The organism is Streptococcus mitis, from assembly GCF_946190335.1.
Classification (GTDB): domain Bacteria; phylum Bacillota; class Bacilli; order Lactobacillales; family Streptococcaceae; genus Streptococcus; species Streptococcus mitis_CH.
Map to the genome: position 1 here is coordinate 513,361 of NZ_CAMHZN010000001.1, position 21,459 is coordinate 534,819.

A 21,459-nucleotide genomic window follows, 5' to 3' on the forward strand; every position below is an offset into this window, starting at 1 on the left:
TTTTAACTCTTCTTCACTGCCTTACCACAATTGATACAAAACTCAAAACTTCTTGCTAAACTTTCTCCACAATTTGGACAAGAAATCAAATCTTGGTCATCCATGTCAATCGATTTTTGAATACTAATTTGTTCTTTAAATAACTCTTTTATCTCAGCAATTTCTGAAGAATAGAGAGAATTTTCCTTTATTTCTTCTAAATTTTCTTCAACAAATTTAATTCCAATTAATCTATATAAGTCATTAATTTTATTTTGTCGCAATTGGATTTCTTTTCTCTTACGATTATTTTCAACATTTTGCTTTCCTTCTGAAATGACATTACTTGTCGTTTCTTTCACGATTCTAGCACTATCTCTTAATTGATCTAAAAAAGCCATAACTTCTCCTCGTATTTACTTGAGCAAGTCTTTATTTTCTCATTTTTAGTATAACATATAACCTTACATTATTAAAATTTCAACAGAAACTTACCTTATTATTTTCCTATATTATAGCATACTTCTGATTTCCTTTTAAAAATCTTCCCAATTTGCCTTATCTTCTCCATCTTTTTTAAAATAAGGTTTGATATTTTGGTAATTTTCTAACTTTTTTAGTGTATAATGGTAATAAGCACAGTTTTTTTACGATAATTACTGAATTTTCATCTTTCTAGAAAGGCAAACAACATGAAATCACACAAAAGATTGACACTTTTAGCCTTGGCTGTTCTCGGCTTATCCAGCCAAGTCGTTTTAGCTGAAGATACGAGTCATCCCACTACTAACCCGACGACTAGTTCAACCAGTAGCTCAACAAATGCTTCCACTAGCAATTCTACAAATACTTCTGCTAGTAGTTCTCAAGCTAGTACAGAAACTTCGTCAAGTATAGCTAGTTCAAGTGAGCAAGAAAGCAAACCTTCTCTTTCTACGGAAACCAAACCTAATCAACCTATACAAACCGGCTGGGTAAAAGAGGGGAACAAGTGGACTTTTTATAGTCAAACTGGGGTCAAATTTACAGATACTCTCTATGACGGTTATTTCTTTGATAGTCATGGCTACTTGCTTGAAAACACTTGGTACCAAATGGGAAATAATTGGTACTATATTAATGGTTCAGGTAAATATTTATCCAATCAATGGAGCCAAATCAATGGCAAGTGGTATGCTTTTGATGACTACGGTAGAATGCTGGCCAATGTCTGGAAAGGCGATTACTACCTCAAATCCAGCGGTGCTATGGCAGATAAGGAATGGATCTACGACCAAAGCTACTCTAGTTGGTTTTACCTAAAATCTGGCGGACGCTATGCCCAAAAACAATGGATTGGTTCCTACTACCTCAAATCTAGTGGCTACATGGCCCACAAAGAATGGATTTATGACCCAGACTATCAAGCTTGGTACTATCTTAAGGACGATGGTGTGTATGTTACAGGAACCTATGCTGTGGATAGTAAAAACCAGCTCTTCCAAGGGAATGGAAAATGGGTTCGTGAATTAGCACAAGGTTTTCAAAAAGGACATTACTCTAAAACTATCTTTCTCGATCCAGGACACGGTGGTAAGGATCGCGGGGCTTATTACTATGGCATAGCTGAGAAAGAATTGAACCTACAAGTTTATCGTAAGCTACGTAAACGATTAGAAGGCCTAGGCTACACCGTTCTCACCTCTCGAGATAGTGATATAGACGTTGATTTTATTACCGAGCGTTCTCGTATGGTCAACAAGACCAATGCTGACTTTTTCATCAGCCTTCATTTCAATGCAAAAGGGAATGATACAACCGTTAATCTAGGTATCCAGACCTATTCTTACAAGGATGAACCTGGTTTCCCTAGCAAGATTAACAAGGATTGGCACAACAATCCTGAACGGATGAGTGAAAGCAATCGTCTTGCAGCCGAGATCCATTCTTCACTGCTAGCTGAAACTGGAGCTAGGGATGCTGGGCTCTTGCAAGCAACCTTTGCTGTTCTCCGTGAAACAGCTAAACCAGCTGTTTTGCTAGAGATGGGATATATGGATAATCCAGAAGAAAACCAAAAAATCCGCAGTAGTGACTACCAAGATAAACTGGTTGAAGGGATTATCAAGGGAATCCAAAAATATTATGCTGGTAATTAAAACAGTTTAAGCCTCGAACTCACTTGGGGCTTATTTTTATCCAAACCGTATTCTTCTTTCTAGACCTATTTCCTTTTCCAGCTTATTCTCCCCAACTGTGCTATACTTAATTTATACTCAATGAAAATCAAAGAGGAAACTAGGAAACTAGTCGCAGATTGCTCAAAGCACTGCTTTGAGGTTGCAGATAAAGTTGACGCGGTTTGAAGAGATTTTCGAAGAGTATTAGTACATTCTTTGAGATTGGAGCTAGTATGAAAATCCATAAAACCGTGAATCCTGTTGCCTATGAAAATACCTATTACTTGGAGGGCGAAAAGCACCTTATCGTCGTCGATCCTGGTAGCCATTGGGAAGCTATTCGTCAGACAATAGAGAACATCAACAAACCGATCTGTGCCATTCTATTGACCCACGCCCATTATGACCATATCATGAGTCTGGACTTGGTTCGCGAAACTTTTGGCAATCCTTCTGTCTATATCGCAGAGAGTGAAGCCAGCTGGCTCTACACTCCTGTCGATAATCTCTCTGGGCTACCTCGCCACGATGATATGGAAGATGTGGTCGCAAAACCTGCTGAACACACTTTTATCTTTCACGAAGAATACCAACTAGAGGAATTTCGTTTCACTGTCTTGCCAACACCAGGTCACTCTATCGGCGGCGTTTCTATTGTCTTTCCTGATGCTCACCTAGTCTTGACAGGAGATGCTCTTTTCCGTGAAACCATCGGACGAACAGACCTTCCGACTGGTAGCATGAAGCAACTCCTTCATAGTATACAGACCCAACTTTTCACCCTGCCAAACTACGATGTTTATCCAGGACATGGTCCAGCTACTACTATTGCTCACGAAAAAACTTTCAATCCTTTTTTCTAGTAAAATGATGACAATCAATAGCACAATTTAAGTAAACTATCCAGCAAATCTTTCAATTATAAAAGGCATCCTATCAAGGTTTTCACACCTGATTGGATGCCTTTTTTCTGATGACTAGATTTTTTGCCTTACCAAATAATCACGCGCTCTTCTGGTGAACGCCACATACCGTCTCCTTCTTTGACATCATAGGTTGTAAAGAAATCATCGAAGTTTGGTACTTGTACATTGACACGGAGTTTAGCTGGTGCGTGCACATCGACGCTAGCCAAAAGTTTCATAAATTCTGGACGACCTTTCATGCGCCAGATGCGACCGAAGTTGTAGAAGAATTCTTCTGCTGAGAAGTCTGGTTCTCTCTTGGCTGCTTCAAGCGCTGCAGCGATTCCTCCCAAGTCAGCCACGTTTTCTGATACAGTCAATTTACCGTTGATGGTTGCACCATAAGAATCCTGTCCATCAAATTGGTCAATGACTTTTTGTGTTTTCTCCTTGAAGGCAGCATAGTCGCTCTCAGTCCACCAATCCTTGAGGCTACCATTTTCATCAAAGGAAGCTCCGTTGGTGTCAAAGGCGTGGGAAATTTCATGGGCAATAACTGCCCCAATACCACCGTAGTTAGCAGAAGATGACTGGTGCAAGTCATAGAAAGGTGCTTGCAAAATGGCCGCTGGAAAGACAATCAGGTTCTTCTGTGGATTGTAGTAAGCATTGACCATATGAGCAGGCATACCCCACTCCTTGTAGTCTACAGGCTGGTTCCACTTGCTCCAACTGTGTTTGATTTCCACACGCGCAAAGGCTAGAGCATTGTCAAAAAGACTAGCAGTCTCATCCACTACCTTGTCCTTGTAGCGTTCTGGTAATTCTTCTGGGTAGCCGATATAAGGCTTGATGACATTGAGTTTGACAATGGCCTTGTCACGAGTTTCAGGAGTCAGCCAGTCATTTTTAGCCAAGCGTTCCTTATAGACATCAATCATAGTTGCCACTTTTTTCTCTACGTCTGCCTTGGCCTCTGGAGAGAATTTTTCATGAGCATACCAGAGACCCAAGGCTTGTTTGAAAGGACCTTGTGCTAGCTGGTAGGCTGCCTTGACCTTGTCTTTGGCTTCTGGAACTCCTGAAAGCGCACGGCTATAGGCACCTGACAAGACACGGATTTCTTCTGTTAAATAGCTGGTTGAGAGATTCACAACACTTAAAATTAAGGTTGCCTTGAGGAGAGGCCAAGCTTCTTCACTATAGAATTGGTCTGCAGCTTGCCAGAAACGTTCCTCGTCTACAATAACCTTGTCTGGTACTTGTCCAAGAACAGCTTGGAAGAAGTCATCCAAAGGTAGGGCAGGAGCGAATTTTTTGAAATCTTCGTAAGCGTATGGATGGTAAAGTTTAGCATATTCTGAACTTTCTTCATTAGAAAGCACCACTGCTGCAACTCGGCGGTCCAATTCTAGTCTTTTCTCTAACAAGTCTTCAATTTCTTCATCAGAGAAATCATAAGCCTTGAGAAGATTTGCGCTGCTTTCTTTCCAAAGAGTCAAGAGCTCTTCGCACTGAGGATGGTCTTCTGCATAGTAGGTCGTATCTGGCAAGATTGTGCTTGGAGCGCTAGCCCATAGAACATTGATTCTGGCATCCATAAAGTCTGGCGATACACCAAAAGGTAGGAAGTTAGGTTTTCCTGCAAGTTCAAACTCTGCTAGTCTAGCTGTAAAATCCGCAAAAGTCTCCAATTCTTGGAATTCTTTAAGAAGTGGTAAGACAGGTGTGATACCGTCAGCTTCTCTCTTATCAAAATCACGGACTAGGCGGTGGTATTTGACAAAGTTTGCCAAGATAGCATCCTCAGGCACCTCTTCTCCTGCCAACCACTTGTCTGTTGTAGCCAGCATTAAGTCTTCAATTTCCTGGTCTAAATCAACAAAACCTCCAGTTTGAGACTTATCTGCTGGGATTTCAGCAGTCTTCTGCCATTCTCCATTGATTGCATCATAAAAATCATCTTGATAACGTGTCATCTTGTTCTCGCTTTCATTTGTACTTGCTTTTAGCTTAACAAAAATTACCTGGGAATGCAATTAAAAATGAACTTTCTCTTTCCATCATTTTTCAGTTATTATTTTAATTTTTTAAAAATTAACTTGACTTAATTTTTTTTTTAATGTATATTAAGAGGTAGGAGGAATATAAGTTTATGATACGTATCGAAAACCTCAGTGTCTCCTACAAAGAAACGTTGGCACTTAAGGATATTTCACTAGTGCTCCACGGACCAACAATCACCGGTATCATTGGCCCCAACGGTGCTGGGAAATCAACACTAGTAAAAGGTATGCTGGGAATTATCCCACATCAAGGTCAGGCATTTCTCGATGACAAGGAAGTTAAAAAATCCTTACATCGAATCGCCTATGTCGAACAAAAAATCAATATCGACTACAACTTTCCCATCAAGGTCAAGGAATGTGTCTCGTTAGGACTCTTTCCCTCTATCCCTCTCTTTCGAAGTTTAAAGGCTAAACATTGGAAGAAAGTGCAAGAAGCCCTTGAAATCGTCGGTCTAGCTGACTATGCTGAACGGCAAATCAGTCAACTGTCTGGAGGTCAATTCCAGCGGGTCTTGATTGCCAGATGTTTGGTACAGGAAGCCGACTATATCCTCTTGGATGAACCCTTTGTTGGGATTGACTCTGTCAGTGAGGAAATCATCATGAATACGCTGAGAGATCTGAAAAAAGCTGGGAAGACGGTTCTCATCGTCCACCACGACCTCAGCAAGGTTCCCCACTACTTCGATCAAGTCTTGCTTGTCAATCGAGAAGTGATTGCCTTTGGTCCAACCAAAGAAACCTTTACCGAAGCCAATCTCAAAGAAGCTTACGGTAATCGACTCTTTTTCAATGGAGGTGACCTATGATTGCAGAATTTATCGATGGATTGCAAAAATTCCATTTCTTACAAAATGCCTTGATAACAGCCATTGTCGTCGGGGTCGTAGCTGGAGCTGTAGGATGTTTCATCATTCTACGCGGGATGTCACTCATGGGAGATGCCATTTCACATGCTGTCTTACCAGGTGTAGCCCTCTCCTTCATCTTGGGCGTTGACTTCTTTGTCGGAGCCATTGTCTTTGGATTGCTAGCTGCCATCATCATTACCTACATCAAGGGAAACTCGATTATCAAAAGCGATACCGCCATCGGCATTACCTTTTCTTCTTTCTTAGCCCTCGGTATCATCTTGATTAGTGTCGCTAAAAGTTCAACTGACCTTTTCCATATCCTTTTTGGTAATATCCTAGCCGTCCAAGATACGGATATGTTTATTACCATAGGGGTAGGGGCAGCCATTCTCTTGTTAATCTGGATTTTCTTCAAGCAACTCTTGATAACTTCCTTTGATGAACTATTGGCTAAAGCCATGGGAATGCCTGTCAATTTCTATCACTACCTTCTCATGGTACTCCTGACTCTCGTGTCTGTGACAGCCATGCAAAGTGTCGGAACTATCCTGATTGTAGCCATGCTGATTACCCCAGCTGCAACTGCTTATCTTTATGCTAATAGCCTGAAAAGCATGATTTTCCTTTCCTCAACCTTTGGAGCTACAGCTTCAGTTTTGGGACTCTTTATCGGTTATAGCTTTAACGTTGCGGCAGGTTCTAGTATCGTGCTTACAGCCGCTAGTTTCTTTCTCATTAGCTTCTTTATCGCTCCAAAACAACGATATTTGAAACTAAAAAATAAACATTTGTTAAAATAAGGGGTAAAGCCCCAATAAATTGGAGGATCTAATGAAAAAATTAGGTACATTGTTGGTTCTTTTTCTTTCCGCCATTGTTCTCGTAGCATGTGCTAGCGGAAAAAAAGATGCAGCTTCTGGTCAAAAACTAAAAGTTGTTGCTACAAACTCAATCATCGCTGATATTACTAAAAATATTGCTGGTGACAAGATTGATCTTCACAGTATCGTTCCTGTTGGTCAAGACCCACACGAATACGAACCACTTCCTGAAGACGTTAAGAAAACATCTCAAGCTGATTTGATTTTCTACAACGGTATCAACCTTGAAACTGGTGGCAATGCTTGGTTTACAAAATTGGTAGAAAATGCCAAGAAAACTGAAAACAAAGACTACTTTGCAGTCAGCGAAGGCGTTGATGTTATCTACCTTGAAGGCCAAAACGAAAAAGGTAAAGAAGACCCACACGCTTGGCTCAACCTTGAAAACGGTATGATCTTTGCTAAAAATATCGCAAAACAATTGAGCGCTAAAGACCCTAGCAACAAGGAATTCTACGAAAAAAATCTCAAAGAATATACTGATAAGCTAGACAAACTTGACAAGGAAGCTAAAGAGAAATTTAACAACATCCCTGCTGAGAAAAAACTCATCGTAACCAGCGAAGGATGCTTCAAATACTTCTCTAAAGCCTACGGTGTCCCAAGTGCCTATATCTGGGAAATCAATACTGAAGAAGAAGGAACTCCTGACCAAATCAAGACCTTGGTTGAAAAACTTCGCCAAACAAAAACTCCTTCACTCTTTGTAGAATCAAGTGTGGATGACCGTCCAATGAAGACTGTTTCACAAGACACAAACATCCCAATCTACGCACAAATCTTTACTGACTCTATCGCAGAACAAGGTAAAGAAGGCGACAGCTACTACAACATGATGAAATACAACCTTGATAAGATTGCTGAAGGATTGGCAAAATAATACTCTTCGAAAATCAAATTCAAACCACGTCAGCGTCGCCTTGCCGTACTCAAGTACAGCCTGTGGCTAGCTTCCTAGTTTGCTCTTTGATTTTCATTGAGTATAAGCCTCTGAAAAACGTCATTCTCACATGAGCTGGCGTTTTTTCTATGCACACATTTCCGGTCAAATCATTGGAAAATTCCGGCTGTTTCAGCTAAAATGGAAGAAAAAAGATTGGAGTATCCTATGGTAACTTTTCTCGGAAATCCTGTGAGCTTTACAGGTAAACAACTACAAGTCGGCGATAAGGCGCTTGATTTTTCTCTCACTACAACAGACCTTTCTAAAAAATCTCTGGCTGATTTTGATGGCAAGAAAAAAGTCTTGAGTGTCGTGCCTTCTATCGATACAGGCATCTGCTCAACTCAAACGCGTCGTTTTAATGAAGAACTGGCTGGACTGGATAATACGGTTGTCTTGACTGTTTCAATGGACCTACCTTTTGCTCAAAAACGTTGGTGCGGTGCTGAAGGTATTGAAAATGCCATCATGCTCTCAGACTATTTCGACCAGTCCTTTGGACGTGATTATGCCCTCTTAATCAATGAGTGGCACCTATTGGCACGCGCAGTCTTTGTCCTCGATACTGATAATACTATTCGCTACGTTGAATACGTGGACAATATCAACTCTGAACCAAACTTCGAAGCCGCAATTGCAGCTGCTAAAGCCCTATAGAAAAAATCCTCTGTCACAAAGAGTTCCCTACTCTTTGAAACGGAGGATTTTTCTTATTCTTTAATTATTGTTTATTTTGAAATGAATCCTTCAAAATCTTTTAGTTGAAAATTATATTTTTCAGTGAGTAACACATTATCCACTGCAACATCTTCTCCCAATGGGTAAATATTTCTTTTGAAACGGTTGTAGGAGGAAAATCTCTCCTACACTATTATTGATTCTGATAGAAAATTGCAAAATATCATCCACCAAACTTTCAATTATTAAGATTTTTTACAGTTTATCTGAATTAGAATCGCAAGGCTTCGCAATAATATAATTGTCGAATTTTTTCAATCTAACTTCCTCTCCACTATTTCTTCCTTTATCAAGAAAAAGTCACCTCAATATTAATAAAGTACAATTCTAAATTAACTCCAATTATTGATTCATGATAATATTTCGGTAACTCATCGTGCAATTAAAAACAAGGATTTTTATTTCAGACGATCCATCGTGAACACTTCATCAGCCATCTCCCAAATTGCCGGATTATGTGTTGCGATAATGATTAGCCTATTATCATCTCGAAGAGATAGCAAAATCTCCATAATCAACTGAGAGGTTGCTGGGTCTATTGAAGCTGTTGGCTCATCTGCCAGAATAAGGGGTGGATTCTTTAAGATAACTTTTGCCAAGGCAACCCGTTGCGATTCTCCGCCCGATAACTCAAAGATGCGCTTATCTAGGTCAAGATAAGCCAGGCTGACCTGTTCTAAAGCCTGCTTCTGCCTCAACCGCTGTTCCGACCGACTCAACTTTTGACCAATGAGACCTAGCTTAAGGTTTTCTTCAATACTTTGGTTTTCAATTAAGCCAAAGTTCTGGAAGAGGTAGCCCAATTCGTGACGGAAAAAATCACTCGATTTATAATTGGCCAAGTCTTTACCTCGGTAAAAAATCGTGCCATCATAAGATTCTAATTTCCCAATCATGTTCATCAAGGTTGTTTTTCCGCTACCACTTGAACCAATTAAGGCATAGACTTTTCCAGCCTCAAATGTTATTGAAAGATTCGAAAATAACTCTCGTTCTCCAAAAGATTTACTCACCTGTTTAAGTTCAATCATATTAACCTCCCTTCAAAACAAGCATGGACATCTTGTTTTCTTTCTGCATTTGGACATGTAACTGTAAAAGAGATAGACCAGTAAAGAGTAACGAGACTAAGAAAGCAACTACTATCTCTACCATAAGAAATACACTCGCAATAAATCCCAGTAAAAACACACCCAGTTGAGCAAAGAGATAAGTGCGATGGATTTCTAAGAACCTGAGACCTGCAATGCGTTTGATAAAAATGGCACGTCTAAATTCTTCAAAGTAGAGCCTATTCATAGTGTTAAACAACAAGATTGAAGTTGCAATCCCAAGCACAGCTCCTGCTAGCATTACCCAACGTTCCCTCTGGATATTATCCAATAATGTGATGTAGTTGTGGTAACCTGTTTGCATTTCTGAGACCCAATTTTCAATGCCTTGTCTCTGGATAAGCTCCTGGGCATCAGACAATTGATTAAAGAGAACGTAGTTCTGTACTGCGTCTACCCAAAACAAAATGGACTGTGGACCAGTTGATTGGGGTGTTATAACAATGATGATTGGATCTTTCAAAAACTGCTGGTAAGAAATAGGGGTCGTATTATACACAAAACGATCCTGACCTGATTCCAAATAACCTACCGTAGCAGTCATTTGCTGTCGTTCATTTCGACTAGACATGCGACTGGTTAAGTCGTCTTCAAAAACAGATTTATAATGTTCTTCCTCTGAACGGAGGTGTTCAGGCAGCAATAAGACAAACTCCCCTACATCAAGGTGATTCATCTTTTGCTCAATAGTTATATCTACAGGAATGTTTTGACGCTCCAAGTATTGCGGTGTGACGATAAGGACATTGCCATTCGGGTTGTAATCGTGCCATTCTGTAGAGGTTGTCAAGTTTTTGGAGGAAGCCATGCCATTTTGCAAAGAACGGTCAATTAACTGGTGTCTAGATAAGAAAGCCTTTTTTTCTGAAACAGCCAAATCCATCAATTGATACCAAGTTCTGAGTTTCCTTTGAGCTTGTTCATCAAAACCAGGACCCGCTCCTTCACGGCTGAATGATAGGGTAATCAGTTGCCTTTCCTGGCTCCAAGCCTCTTGTCCAATCCGATGCTGTTGCCAGGCTTGGGAATACTTTAAGCTACTCCCTATTCCCAGCGTTACAATAATAATCGCTAATAGTTGACCGATTAAAATCAAACTAATGATTCCTCTGACAGGCACTTGCCCTTTTATAATCTGCATCAGGTGTATCTTTTTTATTCCAACTGCGAAGAGTTGAGCGAAAAACAGGGAGATCGACAACAAGATGAGATTATAACTGAGCAAGCCTTCTCCTATGGTCATTAGGGATTGCGTTGGAAGCGACAGAATTTTTTGCATAAGAATGGCGAGCACGCCAGCTAAACTGAAACCAACAGCTATCCCTTTCAAATCCTCACCAACTGGTCTAAGGAAAATGGACCACCGTTTCTCTCCTGAAATGAGGCGAATGCCCGACGACCGTAATTGGCTAATTTGACTAATTAAAGTCAGTGCTCCAAAGGTTAAGATGAAAATCAATAAACCGATTAACTGAAATCCGTTACTAAAGATAGCCATTAACGTAGATAGTTTAGATGGAATTATCAGGTGCATGTTAGTCAAGCCAAGTTGACTTAGCTCCTCTCTTAGCAAGTGAATATCTAGGTTTCCATCGAATACAAAATAGTTTGTTTCAACACTACTACTTTGAGCATCTTCTAGATTTTTTTCCTGTAGCCCATCAGGCAACTTTCCGTTCCCAAAGGTCGTATAAGAAAACACTGGAGTACCTTCTGAGTTAAGATCCTGGTGTTGAATCGCAATAAAGCTATCCGTTTCTTCTGCTAGTTTTTCCAAGCGTGTAGCAACATGCTGAAAAGTTGTTTCAGGGGAAGAATCACGTACAACAACGTTGGGGTAATAATTGGAGACATATGTATCAGTCCAAATGGTAAATACCCAAACAAAGAACAAACTAGCAAGCAGGTTGGATATGAGTATAAATAATTTTTTCATAGTGCATTCCTTATTCTAAAATAGAGGACAGAAATACCCATGCCCTCTATAAACTAACAAGCTTACTAAACTATTGATAAAAGAATCTTCTTCATCATATACTAACAGTGGTGTCTTAAGATTATTTTCATTAACTAGATTAGTAAAATCAATACTAGAATTTTTATAAAACATTTTTATTTCTCTATTCTTTTACTCAAAAAGTATTCTTTATGCCCATCTGGAGAGTCATTAAGAATTCCAAAAACTTCAAAACCTTGACTTAAGTAGAAATCTAAACCTTGAAAGTCAAAGGTGCTTAAATGAACAATACTACATCCGTAATTTTTGGCACTTTCTAAAACATTATTTAACAATGCAGTTGCTATCCCTTGACGTCTATAAGTGTTTTTAACCCAAAGTGTATCAATATATAATATTTTCCAAATAACCGAATAAGCTACGATGCCACCTACTATCTCTTGATTATTCTCAACAATAAAAGCAATCTGTTTATAGTCCTCATCCTGACATGAAGGTAAACATTTCTTATTGTGTTCCAATAGCATTTCTTCTATGTAGTCAATATTTTCATTATTTGCATCAGTAATCTTCATTCTTGCACCTACAATTTTTAATGAATAATAAAAGAGAATATACTAGAGACTAATTCTATTCCATTATTCTTTAATCTGCCTTTCCAACATCAAGTCCATTCGATTTTTTTTGTGATTGTACTCGAACTTCCAATTGTCTATTCTTCTGAACAAACTGTTGATAGGGAATTGTATTACCAAATGCAAGAACACTTAGTAATACAAATATAACTATTTTTTAATTCCACGATTTCTCCTCATCTTATATTGTGAAACCCCTTTCTGTTTTCTTATTTTTATTTTAACATATATATTTTATTTATTCAAACTTTTTATTGTATTTTGAACTTTTTTTTCTTATTATTACCATATAGAATTATTTATTTCTTTAACTTGCTATTTTGAACTAAAAATTTTATAATAAAGTTAATCAAATAGGAAGGATTATTATCTTTAATGAATACACTCGCAGAGAAATTCAGATTGAAAAGAAAAGAGTTGAGACTCTCCCAACAAACTCTTGCAGAAGGAATTTGTGAACAAAGTCAGATTAGTAAAATTGAAAGAGGTCATTTTATTCCCTCCGCAGACTTGTTATTCAAACTCTCTCAACGACTTGAAGTCCCTTTGGATTACTTTTTCAATGAACAAATTGAAATTAAATCTAACCTCTCTAATTTTAAGCAATTATCTGCTCGTCTATTAGATGATAGAAATTATGACGATTTGGAATATATTTATAGAATAGAGATTGAACGAAGTACTTTTCTAACACTAGAGGACCGAACTTACCTTGAATGGATTAAAGCTATTATTGACTTCTATCAATATGACAGTAAGTGTGAGGCTATTTCTTCATTGGAAAATATATTATTAAAAGTCTCCTCAAATACTCTGATTTATTTAAAGGTATTGAATACTCTATCTAATTTCTATTCCTTAGTGGGTCGTGAACAAGAATATGAGGCAAACTACTCTCATTTAATGGAGTTATATCAGACAAAAAATTTTGAGCATCAAGAGTTTTTATTTGGCTACATCAGAGTTCGTTACAACTACGCTCACTACCTAGTGTCAAAGGAAAAATATAACGAAGCCATCCAAGAAGCTCTTGAGACGATTGAACTCTGTAAACAAAGACAGACAAGCTACCAACTGGCTCCTCTACTTATTCTTGTAGGAAATGCTGGAGCCAAATTTCTAGACAAAGAACAAGTCAAAAATTATTATATAGAAGCAAAAGAGTTATGTAAGATTTATAACAATCCTTTAATGTTGATGAAGATAGAAAATTATTTGAAAGAATTAGATACTGTTTAGTTAATCTTGACATTATAGTTTTTCTGAAACATTAAATAACCTGTAAGGCTGATAGTGAAATTAATACTATCAGCCTTATAATTATGTGACTATTAGTCCGTCTCGCTCCGCTAGGTGCGAGACGAAAAAACCACCCGCTATGCGGGTGGTCATGATTTACGAGTAAATATAAATTCAATCAGATAAAAACAACTACCTTACTCTACAGATTTCAAAGCTTCAAGCATATCAACCTTTCTCAGATGATAATTGACAAAGAAACCAAGCAAGGTCAAAATGATGCTTACTGCTGCTACCGGAATCACATATACTTCCCAGCCTACCTGCGGATAAAAGAGAATAGTCGCAGGCGAAATCATTTGAATCAAAAATTGATGTAAATAGAAACCAGATACCAAACCAAGTACGATTCCCACAAGGGACAGCACAATTGTCTCACGGTAAATGTAAAGGGTGACTTCATTATTATGAAAACCGAGAACCTTGATAGTGGAGAGTTCACGGATTCTCTCAGCTACGTTTATATTGGTCAGATTGTAGAGGATAACAATAGCCAACAGAACCGATACGATGACCAAGATGGTCATGGTCTGATTGAGTGAACTTGCGACCGAGTCAAAGAGCCGAATGGCTGAAGCATTCTGGACAACACTGGACACTGCAGATTGATTCATAAGTAAGCCTGCCTGACTTTCAATACCAGTAGCACTGATATCCTTTAGCGAAACTAGATAAGTGTTGGCTTGGGGTAGCTTTCCGTAAATTTGCTCATAGCTAGCCTGACTCATATAAATAAAATGACCAACGTAGTTCTCAGCAATGGCAGCGACCTTTAGCTTCTTACCTTCAATTTCTAGAGTCTGTCCAACCTTGACACCTGCCAACTGGGCAAGTTTAGCTGTAATAACAACTCCATCTTTTAATATCAGCTCTTGCTGATGATGTTGCAGATGGATAAAGGGAGTCAAATCCTCCTTCTCTGTCATCATAAGAGTAATAGTTTGAAGACCAGCCTTTCCTTTGAAATCCTTGTCTAGCGTTTTAGAATAGATTTTCTGGTAGGCTTTGATGTCCTGCCCTTTCAACACTTCTTCTAGCTCTGCCTTGTCTTGATTGGTCGCACTAGGATTTTCAGAGACAATCATCTGATACTGTTGGATTTGTTGAAACTGTCTAGACGGAACTCCTGCTACAGAGGATTGGATTCCCAAACCTGCAAAGAGCAGAGCGACTGAACCTGCCACACCAAAGATCGTCATCAACATCCGCTGCTTATAACGGAAGATATTGCGAGCTGTTACCTTATGAGTAAAGCTGAGACGGCGCCAGATAAAACCGATACGCTCCAGTAAGATTTTAGCTCCTTTAACAGGAGGTTTAGGCAGTAAAAGCTGGGCTGCTTCATCATGAAGTTCCCTACGAGCTACCAAGTAAGCTGGTAACACACTCGCCAACCAACTCAAGACAAGAGCCAGTAAGCTATAGGTCCAATAGAACTGAATCTGGGTTTCTCCCACCACCATACCTTTTGTAATGACACTTGAAATCACACTGGCTAGTAAATAATGGCCAAGTATACTACCTAGAGCTGTTCCGACAGTTCCAGCTACTAGACCGTAGAGGAGAAACTTGGCAATAATATCCTTGCTACGATAACCCAAAGCCTTAAAAATACCTGCATGTGTTCTCTCTTCATCCACAAAGCGAGTCATGGTTGTAAAGGTCACCATAGCTGCTACGGCATAAAGCACTACAGGAAAGATATTGCCCACTGCCCGAATACTGGCTGAAGCATTGCTGTACATGAGGTAGCCCTGACCGCCAGGCATGGTCTGACGATTATAGACTTGATACTTGGGCTCAGCCAAATCATCCAATACTTGCTGATGTTTTTCTAATTTTTCCTTTTCTTGGGCTAGATTTTGTTCAGCCTGCTTTAGTTTGTCCTCTTCCTTGCTCAATTCCTGCTTAGCTTGGGTAAGTTGAGCAAGGGTCTGCTCTCTCTGGGCTTGAGGAAGCAAGGCTAGTTGACTTTCCTGAACCTGTAAACGAGCTTGAGCAGCTGCTAAACGACGCTTGCCTTCCTGCAGATTAGTCTCAGCCTTATCAAGGGTTTCTTGGCCTTTGTCTAGAGACTCTTGTCCTTCTTTTTTCAAGAGTTGCAGACGTGCCTTGCCATTATCTGACAAAGCTTGTTCAAGGTTTTCCTGATGTTGCTTGGATTTTTCTTCATAAGCTGCTGAGAAAGCATTTAAGCCTGCTAAATCTTGATATTTCAAACGAGCTATATTGTAGACTTTATGATCAAACTGACTAGGTAAAATCACTCCATAGGCTGTCAGAGTCCCACTTCCACTTCCTGCGTAGCCCATATCTCGCTGGGAGAGGATTTCAGCTGAATCCACAAAACCAGTAATGGTATAAGTATGGTCTTTTAAAGAGGAATGACCCTCTTCTTTTTCTTTAAAACTAATCTCCTGTCCCACGCTGTATCGGCCTTGCAAATGAGTGGCCAAAGCAATTTCCTTGTCTGACTGAGGAAGTCGTCCCTCTCTTAGCTGAAAGGTTGAAATTCGCTCTGGTTTGGAGTACAGCCGAATGGCATCCTGCCCATTATCCATAGCCACATCTGTCAAATAGCCAAACTCAACCTCTGCGCCCTCTATCCGTTCTAGTTCTTCTTGATCTGTTTGATCCAAACCATAATTAGACATAACTACCAAATCCAAGGTTTGAGCAGTTGTTAAATAAGCATCAGCTGTCGCCTCCATGTTGGGGCTAGTCACTTTGAGGCCTACTAAGGCTAGAGACCCTAACATCATCAAGGTTAAGATGGATAAAAAACGCCCCTTGGAGCCTGTGAAGGACTGAATTAAGTCATTCCAATAGTTTTTTCGCTTGATCATACTAGTACTCCAAACTGTCAATATCCTGAGGATGCTGGTTGATCACCACATCCTTGACACTAGCATCATGCATATGAATCACGCGATCAGCAATGGGTGCCAAAGCTCCATTGTGAGTCACAATGATCACCGTCGCTCCCTTTTGACGAGACATATCTTGGAGAATTTTCAAGACTTGCTTGCCCGTCTGATAATCCAAGGCTCCAGTAGGTTCATCACAAAGGAGGATTTTAGGATTTTTGGCTACCGCGCGTGCAATGGAGACTCGCTGTTGCTCCCCTCCAGACAGCTGAGCTGGAAAGTTATTAAGACGATGAGCCAGACCTACATCTGTCAAAACCTGCTCAGGATCCAAGGCATCTGTCACGATTTCCGAAGCCAGTTCCACATTTTCCTTAGCAGTTAAATTGGAAACTAGATTATAAAACTGAAAAACAAAGCCTACATCATTGCGGCGGTAATTGGTGCGCTGGTGGGAACTATAGTCTGCAATATTGACACCATCTATCCAGATTTGCCCCTCGTCATTGGTATCCATTCCCCCAAGAAGGTTAAGAACTGTTGACTTGCCTGCACCAGATGCACCAAGGATAATCACCAGCTCCCCCTTTTCAATCTCAAAATTCACATCACGATTGGCCACAATTTCCGTGTCCCCAACTTGATAATGCCTGTAACAGTGTTTCATCTCAATATAAGCCATTAGACTCACCCTCTCTCAAACAATTTACTTCCTACTACCATTATAACGCTTTTTCAACTAGTTGGAAACTGCTTACATTCTCAACCACTTCAAAAAAGGCAGTCTAAAATCACTGCCTTCATTTATCTTCTTAAAAATAAAATTGAACCAGATCGCCTTCTGCTGTTTCTATCGAAATACAATCTTTCTCTACGCATTTCACTTTTGCTTTTTCTTTATTGACTTCAATCACACTATTTTCAATACCTGGATAAGAGACTCGCAAATCTCCTCCACTCCTTGATAAAATGGTCATCTGTAAGAGTTTTTTATCCTCCCACTGCATACTAACTTCAAAATGTCCACGTGCCATTAAACCTGAAACAGAACCTGTTGACCAGGCATCAGGTAGGGCAGCTAGAGGCACCAGATAAGCTGTATGAGACTGAAGCAACATTTCCGCCATACCACTAGTAGCACCAAAATTCCCATCTATCTGAAAAGGTGGATGGCTACACCAAAGATTGGGGAAGGTGGATGTCTTTAATTGCTCTGCTAATAATTTATGGGCTCGATTTCCATCTCCCAAACGGGCCCAGAGATTGATCTTATTAGCCTTGGACCAGCCTGTGCCCCCATCTCCACGATCATTGAGACTAGCACGCGCCGCTTCAAGATACTCTTGCCCCTTATGACTAAAGAGAGTTCCAGGATAGAGTCCCACTAGATGGGAAGCGTGCCGATGTTGGGCCTCCACTTTCTCATTTTGAAAATGCTGTTCTTCCTCCTCATACCACTCCCTTATTCGACCAGATTGAGTAATTTGAAGAGGATTTAATAAATCAAATTTTTCTTTGACTTCCGTCAACAAGTCCGCATCCAGCACCAGTTCTTGAGCAGCCTGAATAAAATCATGGAATAACTGCCAAATTAGAGATTGGTCATAGGTATTGCCAATCGAAATCGGCCCATGCTCTGGCGAATAAGAGGGAGAAGATACCCAACGCTGGGCCAGCTGATCCTCATGTAAAAAAGCATTCCAAAAACGAACCGTTTCCCTCAACATGGGATAAATTTTCTCCCTGAGATAGTCTTGGTCCCTGTAAAATGAATAGGCCTCATAAACAGTTTGCATCATCCACGCATTGGCTGCTGGAGACCAACCCCAATAGTAATCCCAACCAGGTGCCGTCCAGCCAAAGGGAGTCGCTTGAGTATGAACCAGCCAACCATTCTCCTCACCTTTCTGAGAGACGATTCCTGCATACCTTACAGCCGCTAGGCGACCATAGACCCGCAAATCATCGATATAGTTGATGACCGGAAAGGCCGTCTCTAAGAGGTTAGTCACATAGGCTGGCCAATAATTCATCTGCAAGTTGATATTTAGATGATAGTCTGAATTCCAAGGAGGATTGTCGACCGCATTCCAGACACCTTGCAGGTTAGCTGGTAGAGCATCTGGACAATTTCTAGACGAACTAATCAATAAATACCGTCCATACTGGAAGAACAGTTCCTCCAAATCCCGTCCCTCTTGTGGCTTATAATTTTTTAACAAATCATCTGTAGTGGCTGCGTCAACTTCAGCCCCCAAATCCAATTGAACCCGCTGAAATAAGGCTTGGTAGTCCTGAATATGCCTAGACTTCAATTGGGCATAGCCCTTTTCTTTAGCTGTCTCCACCAAGTCCTTTACTTGTCGCTCCAAATCTAGTTTCTTGCGATAATTGCTAGCTGGATTTTGAGCAAAATCTGTCTTAGCAGCCAAGAAAAGATTGGCATAACTGGCTCCTGATATCTGAACCTTATCCGACCAGACTCTAATGTCTCCATCCGTTTGCCAAGCGAGACAGCCAGCAAACCTCAGGGCATTATCCTTAACCCGTCCCTTCATCAAGATATGAGAATCAGTGATATCCAGCTGGCATTCCTTGTAATCAGATTTTTTCTGCTCATACTTTCCATCAGAAGCCAAATCATTTGTCAAGGTCAGTTCTATAGTAAAATCTAGAGTTTCCTCCCCTTCCTTAGTAAAATGCTGAACCAAGAGATCATCTGGAAAACTCGCAAAGGCTTCTCGTTTAAACATAGTCCCTTTATGTACATAAGAAGTCGTCGCAAGTGCCTTACTGATATTCAGCTGTCTCTGGTAATCCGTCACCTGAGACAAAGTCTTACCTTGCCGGCTGAACTCAATGAAAATATCTCCAAAGGATAGATAGGTTCCATATTGACTCGTTTGGGGCCCAACCAAATGCTGTTCAGCCAATTCCTTAGCAGTATTGTAATCCCTCTTTTCCAAAGCCTGCCGAATCTCAGCTAAAAAACCATACTGGTCCTGAAGATTTCCACCCTGATAATCTGAACTATCAGGAAGTGGACCTCCAGACCAGAGACTTTTTTCATTAAATTGAATCCGCTCAGCCCCTATAAGCCCAAATAATTTAGCCCCTAAAGAACCATTGCCTATCGGTAAGACCTCTTCTTCCCAACCCTTATATGTCGTTGACGCTGGTTGCTTGTAGGCCAATACATAATCTTGTTTTTTATTCCTTATCATACTACCATACTAACATAAAAAGCCTAGAAATTAATCCTAGGCTTACAATTTTTTATTTTCCAAGGTAGTATTCAGAAACTACGTTCAATTTTTCGTCAAATTCGAATACCAATGGTGGGAAGTTAGGAATTTCCACGTCCATGATTTCGTCATCTGACAAACCTTTGATGTGTTTTACAAGGGCACGGATTGAGTTACCGTGAGCTCCTACGAATACGTTTTTACCATCTTTAAGAGCTGGAGCAATTTTATCTTCCCAGAATGGAAGGGCACGTTCCAAAGTCACTTTCAAGTTTTCAGCATCTGGAATAACTGAATCGTCAAGTGAAGCGTAACGACGATCAGTGTGAGCTGAATGCTCATCATCACGGTCCATGTTTGGAGGCAATACATCGTATGAACGACGCCAGATGTGAACTTGCTCATCACCAAATTGTTCAGCAGCTTCAGCTTTGTTTTTACCAGTCAAACCACCGTAGTGACGTTCGTTCAAACGCCATGATTTTTCAACTGGAACCCACAATTGGTCAGAAGCTTCAAGAGCCAAGTTAGTTGTTTTGATCGCACGTTTCAATACTGAAGTGTAAGCTTGGTCAAATTCGATACCAGCTTCTTTGATCAATTTACCAGCGTCAATCGCTTGTTGTGTACCTTTTTCAGACAAATCAACATCAGCCCAACCAGTGAAAAGGTTAGCTTTGTTCCATTCAGACTCACCGTGGCGAGCAAAAACCAATTTTACCATTAGATGGATTCTCCTTTAAATTTTCCGAGGTTTTCCCTCGTTTATCTATTCTATTTTACACAATTTTTCACAAAAAAGCTAGTCAAAACCAAAAAGGAACCGACTGTTTGGCAGTTGGGTTGCTTTGAACAAGATCAGCAATTATGTGAGAAGAAATTTCCATTTCACTCTTGCTAGTCTCCCTACTTTTTGTTAGAATGATGTCAAAAAATAAAGAAGGTTACCATTATGCCACAACAGCTCTTTAAAGAATTGGCTCAACTGGAACAAGTAGAGGCACTAGCTCTAGGAGGATCACGGGCTGGACAAGATTTTGACAAAGACTCTGACTATGATGTATATGTCTACCTCAGTGCTCCCCTCTCGCCAGACATACGAAAAGAAATCCTCAGTAAACACTGCTCCTATATGGAAATCGGCAATCAATTTTGGGAATTGGAGGATGATTGTGTTCTCAATAATGGCATAGAGATTGAACTGATTTACCGCTCTCTAGACGAATTTGACAAAAATTTACAGGTCGTAGTTTTAGAGCACCAAGCCCAGAATTCTTACACTACTTGTATGTGGTACAATCTGCTCAACAGCAAGATTCTCTACGATCGAGATGGTTACTATGCTGCCCTCCATAAAAAGTACAATCTGCCTTATCCAGCTGAGCTGAAAAAGAATATCATCAACAAGCAATTCCTGCTTCTCGACCAAGCTATGCCAGCTTTTTCAAGACAAATCAAAAAAGCCCTCAAACGCAAAGACTTACTCAGCATCAACCACCGCAGTAGCGAGTTTTTCGCTTCTTATTTCGATTTACTCTTTGCCTTCAATGAGCAGCTCCACCCAGGAGAAAAACGCATGCTCCAGTACGCAAAAAATAATTGCTCTCATCTACCTCAACATTTTGAAGACAATATCCAAGACTATTTTCAAAATCTCTACCAGCTAGATCACCATGAGAAAACAGTCCTAACTTTAGAGCAGCTCCTATTAAATCTTAAACTCTTGATTAATGAATCTATTTAGAATTACAATAAAAGCTCATGAAATCTGATTTCCAGATGATTCATGAGCTTTTTGAATTTCCACAATATATAA

The 21,459-nt window shown here is 40.0% G+C and carries 17 protein-coding genes and 2 pseudogenes; 8 read left to right on the forward strand and 11 right to left on the reverse strand.

All coding sequences use genetic code 11. From position 1 onward, the window contains the following. Window positions 1-2: 2 nt before the first annotated feature. Window positions 3-380 (reverse strand): zinc ribbon domain-containing protein, encoded by a 378-nt coding sequence (locus N8O43_RS02660; protein ID WP_033688324.1) that lies wholly within the window; start codon window positions 378-380, stop codon window positions 3-5. A 291-nt stretch (window positions 381-671) separates the two neighbouring features. Here N8O43_RS02660 and N8O43_RS02665 point away from each other — a divergent pair, with 291 nt between their 5' ends. Then, a complete protein-coding gene (locus N8O43_RS02665; protein ID WP_261089346.1) occupies window positions 672-2,117 on the forward strand; it encodes an N-acetylmuramoyl-L-alanine amidase in 1,446 nt (481 codons plus the stop codon). Between the two features lie 254 nt (window positions 2,118-2,371). After that, the gene (locus N8O43_RS02670) at window positions 2,372-3,001 is read left to right on the forward strand and encodes an MBL fold metallo-hydrolase (protein WP_261089347.1); all 630 of its coding nucleotides are present in this window, start codon (window positions 2,372-2,374) and stop codon (window positions 2,999-3,001) included. A gap of 128 nt (window positions 3,002-3,129) precedes the next feature. Here N8O43_RS02670 and pepO read toward each other — a convergent pair whose 3' ends face one another. After that, window positions 3,130-5,022: an endopeptidase PepO gene (pepO, locus tag N8O43_RS02675; protein ID WP_261089348.1), complete on the reverse strand. Its 1,893-nt coding sequence runs from the start codon at window positions 5,020-5,022 to the stop codon at window positions 3,130-3,132. A 176-nt stretch (window positions 5,023-5,198) separates the two neighbouring features. On the opposite strand from pepO, the gene N8O43_RS02680 reads away from it, so the two are divergent. The 4 genes from N8O43_RS02680 (at window position 5,199) to tpx (ending at window position 8,447) form a co-directional block, all read left to right on the forward strand. Then, on the forward strand, window positions 5,199-5,921 hold the full coding sequence (locus N8O43_RS02680) for a metal ABC transporter ATP-binding protein (protein WP_101782551.1): 723 nt from the start codon (window positions 5,199-5,201) through the stop codon (window positions 5,919-5,921). Then, window positions 5,918-6,766 carry a metal ABC transporter permease gene (locus tag N8O43_RS02685; protein ID WP_261089349.1) on the forward strand — a complete coding sequence of 283 codons (849 nt, stop codon included), beginning with the start codon at window positions 5,918-5,920 and terminating at the stop codon, window positions 6,764-6,766. The genes N8O43_RS02680 and N8O43_RS02685 overlap by 4 nt, the downstream gene beginning before the upstream one ends. A gap of 31 nt (window positions 6,767-6,797) precedes the next feature. After that, window positions 6,798-7,727, forward strand: a complete 930-nt coding sequence (gene psaA, locus N8O43_RS02690; RefSeq protein WP_033682181.1) for a metal ABC transporter substrate-binding lipoprotein/adhesin PsaA — start codon at window positions 6,798-6,800, stop codon at window positions 7,725-7,727. Window positions 7,728-7,955: 228 nt separating this feature from the next. Next, window positions 7,956-8,447, forward strand: a complete 492-nt coding sequence (gene tpx / locus N8O43_RS02695; protein ID WP_057487168.1) for a thiol peroxidase — start codon at window positions 7,956-7,958, stop codon at window positions 8,445-8,447. A gap of 180 nt (window positions 8,448-8,627) precedes the next feature. Here tpx and N8O43_RS02700 read toward each other — a convergent pair. The 5 genes and pseudogenes from N8O43_RS02700 to N8O43_RS02720 form a co-directional block, all read right to left on the reverse strand. Beyond that, window positions 8,628-8,786, reverse strand: a pseudogene (locus N8O43_RS02700) (competence protein ComA); the annotation flags it as partial. Window positions 8,787-8,926: 140 nt separating this feature from the next. After that, window positions 8,927-9,559, reverse strand: coding sequence for an ABC transporter ATP-binding protein (locus N8O43_RS02705; RefSeq protein WP_261089350.1), 633 nt, complete (start codon window positions 9,557-9,559; stop codon window positions 8,927-8,929). Window position 9,560: 1 nt separating this feature from the next. Continuing rightward, window positions 9,561-11,576 (reverse strand): bacteriocin-associated integral membrane family protein, encoded by a 2,016-nt coding sequence (locus N8O43_RS02710; protein WP_261089351.1) that lies wholly within the window; start codon window positions 11,574-11,576, stop codon window positions 9,561-9,563. A 176-nt stretch (window positions 11,577-11,752) separates the two neighbouring features. After that, a complete protein-coding gene (locus tag N8O43_RS02715; RefSeq protein WP_049493769.1) occupies window positions 11,753-12,172 on the reverse strand; it encodes a GNAT family N-acetyltransferase in 420 nt (139 codons plus the stop codon). 70 nt (window positions 12,173-12,242) lie between these two features. Further along, window positions 12,243-12,412: pseudogene (locus N8O43_RS02720) on the reverse strand (PhrA family quorum-sensing system peptide). A gap of 195 nt (window positions 12,413-12,607) precedes the next feature. On the opposite strand from N8O43_RS02720, the gene N8O43_RS02725 reads away from it, so the two are divergent. Further along, window positions 12,608-13,471 carry a helix-turn-helix domain-containing protein gene (locus N8O43_RS02725; protein ID WP_173303062.1) on the forward strand — a complete coding sequence of 288 codons (864 nt, stop codon included), beginning with the start codon at window positions 12,608-12,610 and terminating at the stop codon, window positions 13,469-13,471. 197 nt (window positions 13,472-13,668) lie between these two features. On the opposite strand, the gene N8O43_RS02730 is transcribed toward N8O43_RS02725, so the two are convergent. From N8O43_RS02730 to N8O43_RS02745, 4 genes are all read right to left on the reverse strand, one after another. After that, window positions 13,669-16,377 (reverse strand): FtsX-like permease family protein, encoded by a 2,709-nt coding sequence (locus N8O43_RS02730; RefSeq protein ID WP_261089352.1) that lies wholly within the window; start codon window positions 16,375-16,377, stop codon window positions 13,669-13,671. A gap of 1 nt (window position 16,378) precedes the next feature. After that, on the reverse strand, window positions 16,379-17,080 hold the full coding sequence (locus N8O43_RS02735) for an ABC transporter ATP-binding protein (protein WP_261089353.1): 702 nt from the start codon (window positions 17,078-17,080) through the stop codon (window positions 16,379-16,381). Window positions 17,081-17,210: 130 nt separating this feature from the next. Beyond that, complete coding sequence (locus N8O43_RS02740; protein WP_261089356.1) at window positions 17,211-19,622, reverse strand: glycoside hydrolase family 95 protein; 2,412 nt, start codon at window positions 19,620-19,622, stop codon at window positions 17,211-17,213. 52 nt (window positions 19,623-19,674) lie between these two features. Next, complete coding sequence (locus N8O43_RS02745) at window positions 19,675-20,367, reverse strand: phosphoglycerate mutase (protein WP_000240129.1); 693 nt, start codon at window positions 20,365-20,367, stop codon at window positions 19,675-19,677. Between the two features lie 228 nt (window positions 20,368-20,595). On the opposite strand from N8O43_RS02745, the gene N8O43_RS02750 reads away from it, so the two are divergent. Continuing rightward, window positions 20,596-21,387, forward strand: a complete 792-nt coding sequence (locus N8O43_RS02750; protein ID WP_261089357.1) for a nucleotidyltransferase domain-containing protein — start codon at window positions 20,596-20,598, stop codon at window positions 21,385-21,387. Window positions 21,388-21,459 lie beyond the last annotated feature (72 nt).

Coding starts and splice junctions, on each gene's coding strand:
- N8O43_RS02660 (WP_033688324.1), bottom strand. CDS start 380: ATGGCTTTTTTAGATCAATTAAGAGATAGTGCTAGAATCGTGAAAGAA.
- N8O43_RS02665 (WP_261089346.1), top strand. CDS start 672: ATGAAATCACACAAAAGATTGACACTTTTAGCCTTGGCTGTTCTCGGC.
- N8O43_RS02670 (WP_261089347.1), top strand. CDS start 2,372: ATGAAAATCCATAAAACCGTGAATCCTGTTGCCTATGAAAATACCTAT.
- pepO (WP_261089348.1), bottom strand. CDS start 5,022: ATGACACGTTATCAAGATGATTTTTATGATGCAATCAATGGAGAATGG.
- N8O43_RS02680 (WP_101782551.1), top strand. CDS start 5,199: ATGATACGTATCGAAAACCTCAGTGTCTCCTACAAAGAAACGTTGGCA.
- N8O43_RS02685 (WP_261089349.1), top strand. CDS start 5,918: ATGATTGCAGAATTTATCGATGGATTGCAAAAATTCCATTTCTTACAA.
- psaA (WP_033682181.1), top strand. CDS start 6,798: ATGAAAAAATTAGGTACATTGTTGGTTCTTTTTCTTTCCGCCATTGTT.
- tpx (WP_057487168.1), top strand. CDS start 7,956: ATGGTAACTTTTCTCGGAAATCCTGTGAGCTTTACAGGTAAACAACTA.
- N8O43_RS02705 (WP_261089350.1), bottom strand. CDS start 9,559: ATGATTGAACTTAAACAGGTGAGTAAATCTTTTGGAGAACGAGAGTTA.
- N8O43_RS02710 (WP_261089351.1), bottom strand. CDS start 11,576: ATGAAAAAATTATTTATACTCATATCCAACCTGCTTGCTAGTTTGTTC.
- N8O43_RS02715 (WP_049493769.1), bottom strand. CDS start 12,172: ATGAAGATTACTGATGCAAATAATGAAAATATTGACTACATAGAAGAA.
- N8O43_RS02725 (WP_173303062.1), top strand. CDS start 12,608: ATGAATACACTCGCAGAGAAATTCAGATTGAAAAGAAAAGAGTTGAGA.
- N8O43_RS02730 (WP_261089352.1), bottom strand. CDS start 16,377: ATGATCAAGCGAAAAAACTATTGGAATGACTTAATTCAGTCCTTCACA.
- N8O43_RS02735 (WP_261089353.1), bottom strand. CDS start 17,080: ATGGCTTATATTGAGATGAAACACTGTTACAGGCATTATCAAGTTGGG.
- N8O43_RS02740 (WP_261089356.1), bottom strand. CDS start 19,622: ATGATAAGGAATAAAAAACAAGATTATGTATTGGCCTACAAGCAACCA.
- N8O43_RS02745 (WP_000240129.1), bottom strand. CDS start 20,367: ATGGTAAAATTGGTTTTTGCTCGCCACGGTGAGTCTGAATGGAACAAA.
- N8O43_RS02750 (WP_261089357.1), top strand. CDS start 20,596: ATGCCACAACAGCTCTTTAAAGAATTGGCTCAACTGGAACAAGTAGAG.